The following is a 15590-nucleotide window of genomic DNA, read 5'->3' on the forward strand; positions in this document are numbered from 1 at the left end:
TTATCCCTCTCCCCAACGGGGAGAGGGATGTTGACCGTGCAACGCTAGCCCAAAATTTGGGTACTCAACCGGCAGGTACAGCACCGCCGTCCCTGCTCGTCGAACACCACAATCTCCCAGCTCTGGCTGGTTCGCCCAAGATGCAACGGCTGACACACTCCGCGCACCTTCCCATGCGATACCGCGCGATGGTGCGTTGCGTTCAGTTCCGTTCCCACCACGCTTTGTCCGTCGCGGGTCATCAGAAACCCGGCCATCGACCCCAGCGTTTCCGCCAGCGCCGCCGACGCCCCGCCGTGCAGCAGACCGAACGGTTGATGGGTACGCGCATCCACGGGCATTTCGGCCTCAAGCGTATCGTCACCGATGCGGGTATAGACGATGCCCAGATGCGCCACCATGGAGTTCAGACTGGTGGCGTTCATTTCTTCACGCGATAAGTGACGTTTCCAGATCATCTACGCCCCCAGCGTGGAGCCGCCGTCCACCACGATATCCTGCAACGTGATATGGCTGGCAGCATCGGACGCGAGGAACAGCACCGTGCTGGCAATCTCCTGCGGACGGGCGATTTTGCCCAGCGGAATACCGAGCTTGAACTGCTCGCCAAAGCCGCGAATACGCTGCTGCTCAGCACCGTCGCTTTTCCACAGGGTGCGCTGCATATCGGTATCCGTTGACCCGGGCGACACCAGATTACAGCGCACGCCACTGCCCGCCAGCTCAAGCCCGACGGTCAGCGCCAGGCTTTTTAGCGCCGCTTTCGACGCACCGTAGGCGCTCATTCCGATACGCGGCGTGTGGGCCGCGTCAGACGCCACGGTGACAATCGCCCCGCTTTGCTGGCGACGGAACTGGCCCATCGTCTGCTGGAACAGATTAAATGCCCCGCCGACATTAACCGCGAAGGTCTGCTGCCAGTCCTCCTGCGCAATCTGGTCGGTCGCGCCCATACGCAGTATTCCCGCCGCGTTCACCAGCACGTCCAGACGCTCAAGCCTTGCCAGCGCACGCCCGCATACCTCGCGGACCTGTACGGCATCCGCGATATCCAGCGTTTCGGTGGCAAAGGGATACGCTTCCTGCGGGAAGGCCAGGTCAAATCCGGTGACCTGCGCGCCCGCTTCAACAAACGCCCGCGCCGTCGCGTAACCGATGCCCTTACCCGCGCCCGTTACCCAGACGGTTTTGCCGGTAAAATCGAACCCCGCCATCACTTCACCTCGCGGGAGAGCAGCGCCCACCAGGCGTCGAGGGTGGGATTTTTCGCCAGCATCACGAAGTCGATATCGCCGTGCACTTTGCGCCAGCGGGCGGCCAGCGCCATCATGCGCACCGAGTCCAGACCGTAGTCGATCAGGTTTTCGTCATCCATCGGCTCATCTGATTCATCCAGCAGCGGCAGGATGATGTCACGCAGCGCCGCTTTCGTGGCCGGAATGGACGGCAGCAGGTCGTCCGTCATGACCACCCGGCCGGCGCGCCCTGCGACGTAGTTCAGGGACATCAGGTGCTCATCGCGGGTAAAATCGGCCAGCGCATCGGCGATAAAGAACGGTTTGATATCTCGCATAAAGGCGTCTGTAGCGGTCGTCATGCAGCCAATATGGGCGTAAACCCCGGTGATCAGCAGCTGGTTGCGCCCCGTCTCTTTCAGCATCAACTCCAGCGGCGAGCGGTGGAACGCGCTGTAGCGCCACTTCACCAGTACCGTATCGGCTTCATCCGGCGTCAGCTGAGACACAATGCGCTGCTGCTCTGGTGAGCGGGTCAGCCCCGGTCCCCACATATCGTTCAGCAGGGCGCGGTCTTCATCGCTCTGCGCTTTCGGCTGCGCGGTGTAGTAAACCGGAATATTGTGTTGCTTGCAGTAATCGCGAAGTCTGGCGATATTCGCGACCACCTGGGCCATCATCGGGCTGTTTTCGCCCCAGAAGTTCAGGAAATACTCCTGCATATCATGGATCAACAGCGCGGCACGTTCTGGCTCAAACGCCCAGTTCACTTTGTTGTCTGGCAGGTCTGCGGCCGTCGGCAGCGCATAAGCGGTTAATTGTGGAATGGCCATACTCTGTTCCTTAGCCCCGGGCGCGTTCAGCTAGCCACAGGCGCAACTGTTTCTTATCGACTTTGCCGACGGGCGTTAACGGAAGCGCATCAACGCTCTCCACGCGGTCCGGCAGTTTAAATTCTGCAACGCCCTGCTCACGCAGGAAGCGGCGCACCTCCACCGCACGCAGTGGCTCTTTCACCACCAGATACGCGCAGCTCTTTTCACCCAGCAGGCTGTCCTCCATGCTCACCAGGGCCGCGTGGATCACCGCGTCGTGGCGCAGCAGCAGGTTTTCAATCTCTTCTGCGGCAATCTTTTCGCCGCCACGGTTGATCTGATCTTTCTCCCGTCCCTGAACGGTGATGTAGCCCTGTTCGTCAATGGCGATCAGATCGCCGGAGCAGTAAAAGCCGTCTGCATCAAAGGCGCTGGCGTTGTGCTCCGGACTGTTGAAATAGCCGCGGAAGGTATACGGCCCGCGGGTCATCAGACGCCCGACTTCACCGCGCGGGAGCGGATTACCGTGCTCGTCCGCCACCCACACTTCGTCATCCGGGCACATCGGGCGCCCCTGCGTATTGATAATGCGTTCCGGCGTATCATCGAGCGCGGTGTAGTTCACCAGCCCTTCCGCCATACCAAACACCTGCTGCAGCTGGCAGCCAATTTCTGCCGGAATACGCGCCGCGAGCGACGCGGACAGGCGCGCCCCACCGACCTGCAGCAGCGTCAGCGATGAGAGCGGGGCATTCCCTGCACCGTCGGCAATCGCCTGCAGCCACAGGCTGACCGCCGGGGGCACCAGCGAGGTAACCGTGATCTGATGTTTTTCTATCAGCGGGAAGCAGATTGTGGCGCTCGGATCGTTTGCCAGTACCACGCAGCCACCCGCCGTAAAGACGCCTAACGAGCCGGGCGAGCTCATGGCGTAGTTATGGGCCGCTGGCAGCGCATTCAGATAACGCGTGTCCGCGGTAATCCCGCAGATCGCATTGCTGCGACGGATGCTGTAGTCATAGTCGTTATGCGTACGCGGGATCAGCTTCGGCGTGCCGGTACTCCCGCCCGAGAGCTGGAAGAACGCCACTTCGTCGGCAGGAGTCGGGTTCGGAATGAAATTTTCTGCCGGATGCGCAATCGCCGCGTCCAGCGCATGTTCACCCTTGTCGCCGCGCAGCAGCACGACGCGCACCGAACGGTGCTCATCGACAAAAGTATTGAGGAAGTCATCCCCTGCAAACAGGGCGTGCTCACGATCGGCTATCAGCAGCGCAGGTTTGATCTGCGCGGCGTAGGCGTTCAGCTCAGAGCGCTGATGGCTAAAGAGCGCATTGACCGGCGCCACGCCCATCTGCAGCAGGGCGAAAAAGGTCATGTAAAACTCGCACACGTTGCCAAGCTGCACCAGCGCCGTTTCACCGCGATGAAGCCCCAACGCCTGCAGCCGCGATGCCAGATTATTCACGGCCTGGTTAAACTCGCGGTACGTTATGCGACGGTCACCGTCGACGATCGCCACCGCATCGTTATTCGCCTGATCCGTCAGGATGTGGGTCAGCGGCAGATCCTGCCAGTAGCCTTTTTCACGGTAGCGCCGGGCAAAATCCTCGGGCCAACGGGTAAAGGGAAGGGTCATGAGTGTTCCTTAGTGCAAACCAAAAACATTGAGCATGGTGGAGAGTTTTACGCCGGTTTCACGCCACTCGCCCACGGGTGAAGAGGCCGGGACAATGCCCGCGCCGGCAAACAGGCGAACGGTATTCTGCTGCAGACGTGCGCAGCGGATGGTGACCACCCATTCGCCATTGCCTTCACTGTCGCACCAGCCGACGATGCCGCCGAACAGCTCGCGATCGAACGGCTCCAGCCCGGCGATCAACGCCTTAGCAGCCTGATGCGGGAAACCGCTCAGGGCTGGCGTCGGGTGCAGCAGGCAGGCCAGCGTCAGCGCGTTTTCGTTTTCACGCGCCTCACCTTCCACCGGCGTGGCCAGATGCCAGAGCGTGGGGGTGGTGATCAACTGTGGGGAGGAAGGCATGCTGAGGTGATGGCTGCGCGGTTTGAGAATGGCTTTCATCGCCTGGGTCACCAGGTCATGCTCGTGACGATCTTTTTCGGACGCCAGCAGCTTGTTGCCCGCCTCACGATCCAGCACGTCATCCGGCTGACGACGCGCGGAGCCTGCCAGCGGCAGAGAGCTAAAATGCGCCCCTTCTTTACGCAGCAGCAGTTCCGGGCTTGCGCCGAGCAGCACGCCACCGTCTTCCAGCGGTACGTGGAAGTTGTAGCTGGCCGGGTTCTGGGCGATCAGCCGCTCCATGAGCGCACCGCTATCAATCGGTTTGTCGGTGACGATATCAATCAGGCGCGACAGCACCACTTTGTTCACCTGCGGCGTGGCGGTGAGGGCAGCCGCGCGGGCGACCATCTCTTCAAATACCGGCTGCGGTGGGATCTCGGTGCGTTTTTCCACCTTCAGCGCCTGTGAGCCGGCAACATAGCGGGCGGACTGCTGACGCGCCGGGCGAGAAAAGGTCTGCCAGCGTTGCGGAATAAACAGAGACGACGGCTTGCGGGTATCAAACGGAATGGCACCCACCATCACAGGATGGACAATGCCGCTGGCTTTTGCGTTGCGGAAAGCCTGGGCTAATTTCTGCTGAAACTGTCCTGCCGGATCGTCACCCCCGACGGCGGATTCAGAGAAGCGGGAAAAACAGCCGGACGTGGTAAAACTGCGGTAAGGCGACATAAAGAAAAAGCTGTCTGATTGCAGCGTGCTGGCGGTGTGCTGAACTTCCTCAGCCAGGGACGTATCCATTTCATCCTCCTAAAATGATAAAGGCAGTAATAATGATTATCATTTATATTTACGCTCGCTAACCTAATCTCACATCGCCTCGGTGTCAACCGCAGAGCAAACATCTTCTTCGGGTAACGCTTGCATCCCGTCGTCGCAGACATGAAAATGAGAAGCATTAACCTCAACAGAAACAGGATGCCACGTTGTGAAATGTCTTGCCGTCTGCCGTAATCCCCTGCTTTTCATCGGACTTTTTGTTTTAGGACTTACCTCAGCGCTTGCCGCCGACTGGCCGCGTCAGGTGACAGACAGCCGCGGCGTGCATACGCTTGAGCACAAACCGACGCGCATCGTCTCCACCAGCGTGACCCTGACCGGCTCCCTGCTGGCGATTGACGCGCCGGTTATTGCCAGCGGCGCCACCACGCCCAACAACCGCGTGGCGGATGCGCAGGGATTCCTGCGCCAGTGGGGCGATATTGCGAAACAGCGTCAGCTTGCGCGTCTGTACATTGGCGAGCCGAGCGCCGAAGCGGTGGCCGCCCAGATGCCGGACCTGATTTTGATCAGCGCCACCGGCGGGGATTCGGCGCTGGCGTTGTATGACCAGCTTTCAGCTATCGCGCCGACGCTTGTTATTAACTACGACGACAAAAGCTGGCAGGCGCTGCTAAAACAGCTCGGCACAATCACGGGTCAGGAAAAACAGGCCGCCGAGCGCATCGCCGCGTTTGATAAGCAGCTTGCCCAGGTGAAACAGCAGATGACATTACCGCCGCAGCCGGTGAACGCCATCGTCTACACCGCCGCCGCACACTCGGCAAACCTGTGGACGGCGGAATCCGCTCAGGGCCAGTTATTGCAGCAGCTGGGCTTTACGCTGGCTGAACTGCCTGCCGGATTGCACACCTCCAAAAGCCAGGGTCAGCGTCACGATATTATTCAGTTAGGCGGGGAAAATCTGGCGACCGGGCTGAACGGCGAAGGGCTGTTCCTGTTTGCCGGTGATCAGAAAGATGTGGATGCGATTTACGCCAATCCGCTGCTGGCGCACCTTCCAGCCGTGCAGAACAAGCGCGTCTGGGCACTGGGAACAGAGACGTTCCGCCTGGATTATTACAGTGCAATGCGGGTACTGCAGCGTTTAGACGCACAGTTCAGGTAAGAGGCTAACCCGGCCCTCTCGGTGAGAGGGCCGGTGTGAACGCGTCAGGCCGCACTGTCGTTCAACACAACCTCCTGCCTGAACCGACGCAGCTCAACCAGGACCACCAGCAATATCCCTCCCAGCATAGCCAGGACAAAGCCGCTGCTGCTCGCTGAAGCCACCGGGGTCATTATCGCCCCCAGCCCGCCGAGGATAGCCGCGCCAATGGCATCGCCCGTCACGTTCTGTGCGGTCCACAGACCGTTGATACGCCCCAGCATCCCTTCCGGCGTCTGGGTCTGGATCAGGGTGTACTGCAGCAATGAACTGATGGCGCTCAGCCAGCCAAAAATCACCAGGCACATTACGCCCAGCGCCCATACCGGCATCAGGCTGAAGAAACCAATCGCAATAAACGACGCCAGGGTAGCCAACAGCATGATCAGCCCGGGACGCGCACTCTGCGCCAGGTTACCGCTGGTCAACGCGCCGCATGCCGCGCCGAGCGGAATAGCCGCGTACAGCACGCCGATTTCCGACGCGCTCATCTGCCACACGCCCGCCAGCGCCGGGTAAAGCACGCGTACAGCACTGGCCATCGTCAGCAGACCGCCGAGCAGCGCAATACCACCTATCAACGGATTGCTGAACAGAAAACGGATCGCGGCCATCAGTGATGTCAGCGGATGTTCGCGCGGCTGTGGCGGAGGCGGCAGGCGCGGCAAACGCAGGAGCGTGAGCGTAGTGATAAAGGTGCCCGCCGCCGCCAGCCCATAGTTCCACGCCACGTTGCCGGTCGCCAGCAGCAGGCCACCGACCATCGGTGAAATTACCGACCCGAGGCGCACGGTCAGCATGGTGATTGCCCCCGCCTGCATCAGGTTTTCGCGCCCGACCAGCGCGGGCGTGGCTGCCAGCAGCGCCGTGACGCCGAGTGACGCAAAAAAACCGTCCCACAGACCGAGGGCGTAAATGGCAATCAGTGACGGCTCCGGCAGCATGGCGTTCAGACACAGCCCGATAAAGCCTACGCCGCACGTGCCGCGTGCCAGCAGGATCAGTTTTTTACGCTCATACCGGTCCGCCAGCACGCCGCCCACCATCAGGCCGATAAACATCGCCCCACCGGTTAAGGTGACCGAAAGCCCCACCAGCCAGCTGGAGTGGGTCATGGACTGGATCTGCACCGGCACGGCAACGCCAAGCAGGCCGAGGGAGAGGATGGAGATAAAACGGGCGATAAAGACAGCGCGGTATGCGGGGTGCGTCTTCAGCAGGCTGAGGTTGAGCAGCCAGGATTTTTGATTCATGACAAGGCCTTGAGTGTATTTCTACCAATTCCATTGGCGCACATGCTAACATAGCCAAATAAGATAGATAACGATAATCACTATCATTATCAAATCATGGATGTTGCTATGTCGTTTTCCTCTTCCGCGGTGCGCGCCGTTGCCGTGCCTGTGTTATTGCTACTGTTAATCCTTGCGATTGCACTCAGTTTGCTGGTCGGCGCGAAGCCGCTGCCCGTGTCCGTTATTGTCGATGCGTTCACTGGCAGCTGTCAGAGCGCCGACTGCACCATCGTGCTCGATGCCCGCCTTCCCCGTACCCTTGCCGGACTGCTGGCCGGGGGTGCGCTGGGTCTTGCCGGTGCCTTAATGCAAACGCTCACCCGTAACCCGCTGGCCGACCCCGGCATTCTTGGGGTAAACAGCGGTGCCAGCTTTGCGATTGTGCTTGGCGCGGCGCTCTTCGGTTTTACCTCTCCGTCTGAACAACTGGTGATGGCCTTCTGCGGCGCGCTGGCGGCGTCGCTGGTGGTGGCGTTTACCGGTAGCCAGGGTGGCGGACAGCTGAGTCCGGTACGCCTGACGCTGGCGGGCGTAGCGCTCGCCGCCGTGCTGGAAGGGTTATCCAACGGCATCGCCCTGCTTAACCCGGATGTTTATGACCAGCTGCGCTTCTGGCAGGCCGGTTCGCTGGATATCCGCACCCTGGCAACTTTAAAAGTGGTGGTGATCCCGGTCGTCATCGCCGCCGCCGTCGCACTGTGTTTAAGCCGTGCGCTCAATAGCCTGAGCCTCGGGAGCGACACCGCAACCGCGCTCGGTAACCGCGTGGCGCGTACGCAGCTAACGGGTCTTATCGCGATCACCGTACTGTGCGGCAGCGCAACTGCAGTTGTCGGCCCCATTGCTTTTATCGGCCTGATGATGCCCCACATGGCACGCTGGCTGGTGGGTGCCGATCACCGTTGGTCGCTGCCGGTCACGCTGCTGGCTACCCCTGCCCTGCTGCTGTTCGCGGATGTTGTGGGTCGCCTGCTGGTGCCTGGTGAACTGCGCGTCTCGGTGGTAAGCGCATTTATCGGTGCACCGGTACTGATCTTCCTCGTGCGACATAAACGCGGAGGTGGCGCATGATGGCCCCGTCCCGACGTTTAGTCACCAGCGTGTCGTTGCTGGCCGTCGTCATTCTGATGCTGGCGGTCTGGAGCCTGCGCAGCGGCGCGGTCACGCTCGATTTCGCGCAGGTTTTTAACGCGCTGCTTGGCAGTGCGCCGCGCAATGTCACCCTGGTGGTCACCGAGTGGCGACTGCCGCGCGTGGCGATGGCGATTCTGGTGGGCGCGGCGCTCGGCGTCAGCGGTGCCATTTTTCAGTCGTTGATGCGCAACCCGCTTGGCAGCCCGGACGTAATGGGGCTGAACACCGGCGCCTGGAGCGGCGTGCTGGTGGCGATGGTGCTGTTTGGTCAGCACCTGACGGCCATCACGTTCACCGCGATGACCGGCGGGATAGTCACCGCGCTCATTATCTGGGCGCTGGCCTGGCGCAACGGTATCGACACCTTCCGCCTGATCATTATCGGTATCGGCATTCGCGCCATGTTAATGGCTTTCAACACCTGGCTATTGCTGCAGGCTTCGCTCGACACCGCGCTCTCTGCCGGGCTGTGGTATGCCGGTTCACTCAATGGCCTGACGTGGGGCAAAACCTGGCCCGCTGCCCCGCTGATCCTGGTAATGTTTATTGGCGCGGTGTTGCTGGTACGCCGGATGCGCCTGCTGGAGATGGGCGATGACAGCGCCTGTGCGCTGGGCGTGGGCGTTGAGCGCTCGCGCCTGATGCTGATGCTGGTGGCAGTGTTACTGACCGCTGCCGCCACCGCCATCGCCGGGCCGATCTCGTTTATCGCGCTGGTTGCACCGCACATTGCCCGGCGCATCAGCGGCACGGCGCGCTGGGGATTAACCCAGGCGGCGCTGTGTGGCGCAGCGTTACTGCTGGCCGCCGACCTCTGCGCCCAGCGGTTATTTATGCCTTATCAACTTCCGGTAGGCGTCGTGACCGTCAGTCTCGGCGGGATTTATCTCATCGTCTTGTTAGTTCAGGAGTCACGCAAGAAATGACAAACAGTACAACCCGCTTGCGCGGCGAACACTTAACCCTCGGCTATGGCAAAAAAATCATTGCCCGTGACCTGACGGTGGCTATCCCGGACGGCCATTTTACGGCGATTATCGGCCCGAATGGCTGCGGTAAATCGACCCTGCTGCGCACCCTCAGCCGCCTGATGACGCCGGTTGAGGGCTGCGTGTATCTCGACGGCGAGCAGATCCAGCACTTTGCCAGCAAAGAGGTGGCGCGCCGTATTGGCCTGCTGGCGCAAAACGCCACCACGCCTGGGGATATCACGGTGCAGGAACTGGTCTCGCGCGGGCGCTATCCGCATCAGCCGCTGTTTACTCGCTGGCGTAAAGAGGATGATGAGGCGGTGAAGCGGGCGATGCAGGCGACGGGCATTACCGATCTGGCCCGGCAAAGCGTGGATACGCTCTCCGGCGGACAGCGCCAGCGGGCGTGGATTGCGATGGTGCTGGCGCAGGAAACCGCCATCATGCTGCTGGACGAGCCTACCACGTGGCTGGATATCAGCCATCAGATCGATCTGCTGGAGTTGTTGAGCGAGCTGAACCGCACGCAGGGCTATACGCTGGCGGCCGTACTGCACGATTTAAATCAGGCATGCCGCTATGCCACGCATTTGATTGCGCTGCGCGACGGCGAAATTGTGGCGCAGGGTGCGCCAAAAGAGATTGTGACGCCGGATCTGATCGCGCAGATCTACGGCATGCGCTGCATGATTATCGACGATCCCGTGGCCGGTACACCGCTGGTGGTGCCGTTGGGCAAGCGTGCACTCTGATGCCCTCACCCTCTCCAGGAAAAGAGGGTGAGAGTGAGGGGAAACCGCTACCTCAATATCGCCTTCAGCACCGGTCCTATCGTCTCAAACGCCTGCGGTGAAATGATATCCACGTGGGCACAATCCTGGCTGTAAACCTCCAGTTCCCCCACCCACGGCGCCCAGGCCTGCTGCGGATCCAGCGTTTGCGTGCGCCCGGCAACAAACAACGTCGCTTTACCGTCGAACCGTGAACTGTGCGCCGTTGTCAGGAGGCGGACGGCATCGGCGTAATTCCCTTCGATGGCGTTAAAGAGCTCGCCAGAGCCTTGCCCCTGCTGCGCGGCGATAAACGCCTGCCGCTCGCGTTCAATTTCTGCCAGTACGTCCGGATCGAGACCATTGGCCTCTTTCTCTGCCCAGTTCTGGGTTTCCGGCGGCCAGGTATCCAGCAAGCCGAGAAACGCCACCGCGTCACCCTGCTCGCGCAGACGGGCCGCAATGCCCTGCGCCAGCGTGCCGCCAAGCGAGTAGCCGAACAGATAATACGGCCCCTGCGGCTGTTGCCCGCGCAGAGTCTGCAGATGATGTTCGATCACCTCGTCCAGCGTAGCGCACTGCTGCATCGGCCCTTCCGGACGCGGCGACTGAATGCCGGTGATTGACCAGCGCGGGCTGAGATAGCGCGCCAGCACGCTAAACTGCCAGGCAAAGCCGGATGCCGGATGGAAGCAGAACAGCGTCGGACCGTTGCTTTCACGCAGCGGCAGAAGGGTCTCGTAGCCCAGACGCTGTGCCTGTTCGTCATTCATCGATGAATCCAGCAGCGCGCTGAGCATGCTGACCGTCGAGGCCACCATAATCTGCCCCGGCGTGACCCTGCGGGCAAACGTCCGGCTGAGCTGCGCGGCCAGGCGCATCGCCAGCAGGGAATGACCGCCGAGGGCGAAGAAATCGGCATCGATGTCGTTCACCTCACAGCCGAGCAGGGCAGAAAATGCCTGCGCGACGGCCACTTCAGCGTCTGTGTCTGGCGCCCGCCCGGACGTCTTGCGGGTCAATTCCGGCAACGGAAGCGCCTTTCGGTCAAGCTTTCCGTTGGCAGAGAGCGGCAGCGCGCTGATTTGCAGCAGCACCACCGGCACCATATGGGGCGGCAATTGAGCTTTAAGCGAGTGCAGCAGCGCATCGCGGTCCAGCGGCAAGCCGGACCCGGAGACGACATACCCTACCAGCTGTCGGGCATCACCCCCGGTTGCCGCCGCCTGATTAAAGACGCACGCGTGCGCTACGGCCTGCGCCACGTCAGGCAGCGAAAGCATCGCACGATCGATTTCACCAAGTTCGATACGCTGACCACGAATTTTCAGCTGATCGTCACTGCGGCCCAGATATTCCACCGCGCCGTTATCCAGCCAGCGCGCCACGTCACCGGTGCGGTACATCCGCTCGCCAGGTGCAAAGGGATCGGCAATGAAGCGGCTGGCGGTCAGGTCCGGACGACCGAGATACCCCTGCGCAAGCTGGGTCCCGGTAAGATAGAGGTCACCGGCCACGCCGAACGGCACCGGACGCATCATCGCATCCAGGATGCGCAGCCCCGTATTCCACACCGGGAAGCCAATCGGCACGCTGTTGCCCGCCACCGCCGCCAGTTCCGGACCCGACGCCGGATACCAGCTCACGTCCACCGCCGCTTCTGTTGGACCATAAAGGTTATGCAACGGGACATGAGTAAGGTGCTCCCACTCCCGACACAGTTCTGTCGGCAGCGCTTCCCCGCTGCAGAACACCTGCTTCAGGGTCTGACAGCAGTCGGCATTTTCCGGCGTCAGCGAGGCAACGAATGCCGCCAGCATCGACGGCACAAAGTGTGTCGTGGTCACGCCATAATGCGCGAAGAAGTTCTGCATCGCCTGCGGATCGCGGTGCGCGTCCGGCTCGGCCATCACCAGCTTCGCGCCGGCGATAAAGGGCCACCAGAACTCCCAGACCGAGACATCAAAACTGCACGGCGTCTTTTGCGCCACCACGTCATGCGCGTCCAGCGGATAGTGATCCTGCATCCACATCAGGCGGTTAACGATGGCGGTATGCCCTACCATCACGCCTTTTGGCCGTCCCGTTGAGCCTGAGGTAAAGATGATGTACGCCGTGTGCGCCGGCTTTGCCAGCCGCAGCGGTTCACTGCCCGCAGGGGGTAATAGTGTGTTGTAACTAAATACAGGGACCGGCAGATCGCGAAAGCGCGAAAGCTGATCGTCAGAGGCGATCAGCAGGGACGGTTTCGCGTCCTCCAGCATCATGCGCAGACGATCGTCCGGGTAACCGGTATCCAGCGGCAACCACGCGGCGCCCGCCTCCACGATGCCGTGCAGCGCCAGGGTAAGAAACACCGAGCGCGGCAGGGCTACCGCCACGCTGTCGCCAGGCTTAACGCCGCGTTCCCGCAGTAATGTCGCAAGAGCCACCACCTGCTCGCGCATCTGGCGGTAATTCAGTTCGATGTGCGCATCAGCAAGCGCGGGGGCATCCGGCGTTTTATCCGCCTGGTCTGCCACCAGCTGAGCCAGCGTGGTTGACGGTAGCGCCAGCCCGGTATCATTGATACGCGCCAGCTGCTGGTATTCCTGCTCTGAAACGGTTTCTGCTTCGCCGCAGCGCAAATCCGGGTTGGCAGCAAACTGCATCAGCATGGCGTTCAGGCGTGCAACGTGGCGCGTTAGCGTCGCTTCATCGTAGCGCTGCTTATTGGCAAGGATTTCAATACTCAGGCCGCCCTGCTCGTCCGGGAACAGCGCCAGTTCAAGGTCATTGACCGGGCCAGTGGCCAGCGTATGGGTGATGGCGTCCACGCCATCCATATCCAGCTGATAATCAAACACCTTGACGTTCAGTACCGGGCCAAACAGCGCGTCATCGCCCGCGGCACGTCCGCTGTCACGCACGATCTGCTCGGCGTCATAACGCTGATGGCGACGCATTTTTTTCAGCTGATTTGCCAGACGATGCGCCAGCGCAGGCAGGCTTTCGTGCGGGGCAATGTTCACCGCCAGCGGCAGCACGTTCAGCACCGGACCGGTTGCCGTTAAGGCCGCCGATCCCATTCGGCGCATAAAGATAAACCCGGCGGCGTAGTCCAGCCGTCCGGTCAGACGCCCGATCCACAGCGCCACCAGCGCAAGCGCCAGATCGGTACGCTGAACCGGCCCCGCCGCCTGAGCAAGCCGGGTAAAGGCGCGGCGGTCAGCCGTCACCTTCAGACGCAGAATATCGGTGGTCGCCGCACGGCCCGGCAGCGGTGCCGACGACAGCGAGACCGGGGAAGGAAGCTGCTTACGCTGCTCCGCCCAGAACGCCCCGTCGCGCTGATACGCTTCGCTGTCGCGATAGCGCTGGTACTCCTCCACCACCTCGGCGAAAGGGGTAAACGGCGACGCGGGCGTGGGTTCGCCGTTTTGCCATGCGTGATAAATGGCGGCGATCTGGCGGGTAATCGCCGGAAAACTGAAGCCATCCACCACCAGATGATGATATCGCTGATACCAGCACCAGTGCCCTTCGCCTACCTGAATCAGCTGATGGAACGCCAGCGGCTGACCGCTGTCCACACGCAGGTTCTGGTTTAAATCCGCTGCCATCAGGGCCATCGCCGCGTCATGGGATTCGGCGCAAACCACGGACGGTTCAGGCAGTGACATAGCGTCATCCACCCATTGCCACACCTCGCCATTCTCTTGCACAAAACGCATGCGCAGGGTGTCGGCCTGCCGCATCCCTTCAACAATGGCTTTTGCCAGCAGCGGTGCGTCAATATTGCCCTTCAGCTCGGTGTAGTGCGCCACGCTCCAGGCGTTTGGCAGGGAGGAAAGCTGCTCCGCCATCCAGATACCCGGCTGGGCGGCGACAAGAGGAAGACGGTTCATGCTTTCTCTCCCGCAAAATACGACGGTTGCAGGGTTTGCCAGTGGTCGGCGAGCCACTGCTGACAGGCTTCCTGAGATTGTGCTTCACAGACCACGCGCCAGCCCGCCGGCAGCTGGCACTGCTGCGGCCACAGACTGTACTGTCCCTGGTCGTTACGCAAAATCGCAAACTGACCCTGCGGATTATCGAAAGGGTTGCTGAATTCCATACAGACTCCGTTAGTGAATAAGCGGCTGCCAGAGGGTCATCAGCCCCTGCGTCAGCCCACCGCGCCAGCAAAGCGCGTCGTGTCCGCCGTCAACCTGACGCCAGATAACCGGTTGCTGCGGGTGCAGTTCGGCGTAGATCGCCTGATTCGCGCGGAAGATGAGCGGCTCATTGCGCCCGGCTTCAAGAACGATACGCAGCCCGCGCGCGGTGAGGTCGCCCGCTTTAAGTTGTTCGATGAGCAACCCGTCCTGCTGACCGCCACGGTGCGGCCACCAGTAGGAGCCGGACTGGCTTAATACGCAGCCAAAGCGCTCGGGCCAGTTAAGCCCGGCATAAAGTGAAGAGAGGCCGCCAAAGCTTTGACCCGCGACTACCGTTCGGTCGGCGCGGTCGCTGAACGGAGTGCGGCTGTTCACCCGCGGGAGAAGTTCCTCCTGCACCGCCTGCCAGAAATCCGGGTTGCAGGGTAACTCGTGATTGCGATGCGCCATGTCGATCACATCGATTAAGACGTAGACGGCAGGCGGCAGTTTGCCCGCGTTTGTCAGCGCGGTTAGCGGAGACCACACGGGCATGCTTTCGGCCCAGAACTGGCCGTCGAGCAGTACGGCAAGCGGCCGCTCCGGGCTGTCTTCACCTGTGGTGAAAACCCACACCCGGCGGCGGTTATTCAGACGCACGCTTTCCCATTCAAAGCAGACGGGCGCGTTGCCGGGCGTTGCGGGCGTGTTCCAGCCGGGCTGAACCGGGGCCTCGGGCATTTCGAGCGCCGAGACGGGATGCCCGCGTCCGCCGCGCCAGCTTTGCGGATTTAACGGATCGGCCATCGCCGCGGGGAGCAACTTTCGCCAGCCTTCACGCAGCGCCAAACGATCGGGTTGCTCGCCGTGGAAGACCGCGTCGGCAAAATCATCGTCGTTTACTGAGGGGATAAAACAGTAGCTGCCGCGCCATTGCGGGGTGAACGCGCCCTGCCACTGCCAGACGTCAGTATCAGGAATGCGCTCAAGGGATTGCGGACGGGCATTTTGATGGTGATCGGTCACGCCGGTGATGTAGAGCCAGACGCGTTTTAGCGGCGAGGTTTTTTGCGTTCCTGCCGGGTCACGCCACCAGAAAGTGACGCGATAGTGCCCCTTCTCGCGGGTCCATTCGGGTCCGTTTTTCGACTGCCACCAGGCTTCACTTCCCGTTTTTAACCCCGTCACCCGTATAACCTCATGTTTATCAGTCTTTTTTGTTTCAGGACAAATTTTATTGAT

At 61.2% G+C, this 15590-nt stretch carries 13 protein-coding genes; 4 read left to right on the forward strand and 9 right to left on the reverse strand.

Annotated features, from left to right (window positions below; all coding sequences use genetic code 11):
* Positions 1–44 precede the first annotated feature (44 nt).
* From entH to entC, 5 genes are read right to left on the reverse strand one after another with little or no spacing between them, the layout of a single operon-like run.
* The gene (gene entH, locus AM410_RS00680; protein ID WP_014169074.1) at positions 45–458 is read right to left on the reverse strand and encodes a proofreading thioesterase EntH; all 414 of its coding nucleotides are present in this window, start codon (positions 456–458) and stop codon (positions 45–47) included.
* Positions 459–1214 carry a 2,3-dihydro-2,3-dihydroxybenzoate dehydrogenase EntA gene (gene entA / locus AM410_RS00685; RefSeq protein WP_063214879.1) on the reverse strand — a complete coding sequence of 252 codons (756 nt, stop codon included), beginning with the start codon at positions 1212–1214 and terminating at the stop codon, positions 459–461.
* Positions 1214–2068: an isochorismatase gene (locus tag AM410_RS00690; protein ID WP_014169072.1), complete on the reverse strand. Its 855-nt coding sequence runs from the start codon at positions 2066–2068 to the stop codon at positions 1214–1216. Before AM410_RS00690 ends, entA begins: the two co-directional genes overlap by 1 nt.
* Before the next feature lie 10 nt (positions 2069–2078).
* Positions 2079–3689, reverse strand: a complete 1611-nt coding sequence (gene entE, locus AM410_RS00695; RefSeq protein WP_073395720.1) for a (2,3-dihydroxybenzoyl)adenylate synthase EntE — start codon at positions 3687–3689, stop codon at positions 2079–2081.
* A 9-nt stretch (positions 3690–3698) separates the two neighbouring features.
* A complete protein-coding gene (entC, locus tag AM410_RS00700; protein WP_106503825.1) occupies positions 3699–4874 on the reverse strand; it encodes an isochorismate synthase EntC in 1176 nt (391 codons plus the stop codon).
* A 187-nt stretch (positions 4875–5061) separates the two neighbouring features.
* Here entC and fepB point away from each other — a divergent pair, with 187 nt between their 5' ends.
* Positions 5062–6021: a Fe2+-enterobactin ABC transporter substrate-binding protein gene (gene fepB, locus AM410_RS00705; RefSeq protein WP_078774886.1), complete on the forward strand. Its 960-nt coding sequence runs from the start codon at positions 5062–5064 to the stop codon at positions 6019–6021.
* A 44-nt stretch (positions 6022–6065) separates the two neighbouring features.
* Here the strand turns inward: fepB and entS are convergent, their stop codons facing one another.
* Entirely contained in the window at positions 6066–7313 is a 1248-nt protein-coding gene (gene entS / locus AM410_RS00710; protein WP_047743968.1) for an enterobactin transporter EntS, read from the reverse strand.
* Positions 7314–7421: 108 nt separating this feature from the next.
* On the opposite strand from entS, the gene fepD reads away from it, so the two are divergent.
* From fepD to fepC, 3 genes are read left to right on the forward strand one after another with little or no spacing between them, the layout of a single operon-like run.
* Positions 7422–8426 carry a Fe(3+)-siderophore ABC transporter permease gene (fepD, locus tag AM410_RS00715; protein ID WP_108647357.1) on the forward strand — a complete coding sequence of 335 codons (1005 nt, stop codon included), beginning with the start codon at positions 7422–7424 and terminating at the stop codon, positions 8424–8426.
* Entirely contained in the window at positions 8426–9415 is a 990-nt protein-coding gene (gene fepG, locus AM410_RS00720; protein WP_025204701.1) for an iron-enterobactin ABC transporter permease, read from the forward strand. The genes fepD and fepG overlap by 1 nt, the downstream gene beginning before the upstream one ends.
* Positions 9412–10212: an iron-enterobactin ABC transporter ATP-binding protein gene (fepC, locus tag AM410_RS00725; RefSeq protein WP_059306357.1), complete on the forward strand. Its 801-nt coding sequence runs from the start codon at positions 9412–9414 to the stop codon at positions 10210–10212. Before fepG ends, fepC begins: the two co-directional genes overlap by 4 nt.
* Positions 10213–10259: 47 nt before the next feature.
* Here fepC and entF read toward each other — a convergent pair whose 3' ends face one another.
* The 3 genes from entF to fes are packed head-to-tail and all read right to left on the reverse strand — an operon-like array spanning position 10260 to position 15536.
* Entirely contained in the window at positions 10260–14117 is a 3858-nt protein-coding gene (entF, locus tag AM410_RS00730) for an enterobactin non-ribosomal peptide synthetase EntF (RefSeq protein ID WP_108647359.1), read from the reverse strand.
* Positions 14114–14326 (reverse strand): MbtH family protein, encoded by a 213-nt coding sequence (locus AM410_RS00735; RefSeq protein ID WP_014169063.1) that lies wholly within the window; start codon positions 14324–14326, stop codon positions 14114–14116. The genes entF and AM410_RS00735 overlap by 4 nt, the downstream gene beginning before the upstream one ends.
* A gap of 10 nt (positions 14327–14336) precedes the next feature.
* Positions 14337–15536, reverse strand: a complete 1200-nt coding sequence (gene fes, locus AM410_RS00740; RefSeq protein ID WP_040016892.1) for an enterochelin esterase — start codon at positions 15534–15536, stop codon at positions 14337–14339.
* Positions 15537–15590 lie beyond the last annotated feature (54 nt).

Source organism: Enterobacter cloacae complex sp. FDA-CDC-AR_0164 (assembly GCF_003071645.1).
Taxonomy (GTDB): Bacteria; Pseudomonadota; Gammaproteobacteria; order Enterobacterales; family Enterobacteriaceae; genus Enterobacter; species Enterobacter ludwigii.

Excerpts from the sequence above, each read along its gene's own strand:
- entH (WP_014169074.1), bottom strand. The coding sequence starts at position 458 with ATGATCTGGAAACGTCACTTATCGCGTGAAGAAATGAACGCCACCAGT.
- entA (WP_063214879.1), bottom strand. The coding sequence starts at position 1,214 with ATGGCGGGGTTCGATTTTACCGGCAAAACCGTCTGGGTAACGGGCGCG.
- AM410_RS00690 (WP_014169072.1), bottom strand. The coding sequence starts at position 2,068 with ATGGCCATTCCACAATTAACCGCTTATGCGCTGCCGACGGCCGCAGAC.
- entE (WP_073395720.1), bottom strand. The coding sequence starts at position 3,689 with ATGACCCTTCCCTTTACCCGTTGGCCCGAGGATTTTGCCCGGCGCTAC.
- entC (WP_106503825.1), bottom strand. The coding sequence starts at position 4,874 with ATGGATACGTCCCTGGCTGAGGAAGTTCAGCACACCGCCAGCACGCTG.
- entS (WP_047743968.1), bottom strand. The coding sequence starts at position 7,313 with ATGAATCAAAAATCCTGGCTGCTCAACCTCAGCCTGCTGAAGACGCAC.
- fepD (WP_108647357.1), top strand. The coding sequence starts at position 7,422 with ATGTCGTTTTCCTCTTCCGCGGTGCGCGCCGTTGCCGTGCCTGTGTTA.
- fepG (WP_025204701.1), top strand. The coding sequence starts at position 8,426 with ATGGCCCCGTCCCGACGTTTAGTCACCAGCGTGTCGTTGCTGGCCGTC.
- fepC (WP_059306357.1), top strand. The coding sequence starts at position 9,412 with ATGACAAACAGTACAACCCGCTTGCGCGGCGAACACTTAACCCTCGGC.
- entF (WP_108647359.1), bottom strand. The coding sequence starts at position 14,117 with ATGAACCGTCTTCCTCTTGTCGCCGCCCAGCCGGGTATCTGGATGGCG.
- AM410_RS00735 (WP_014169063.1), bottom strand. The coding sequence starts at position 14,326 with ATGGAATTCAGCAACCCTTTCGATAATCCGCAGGGTCAGTTTGCGATT.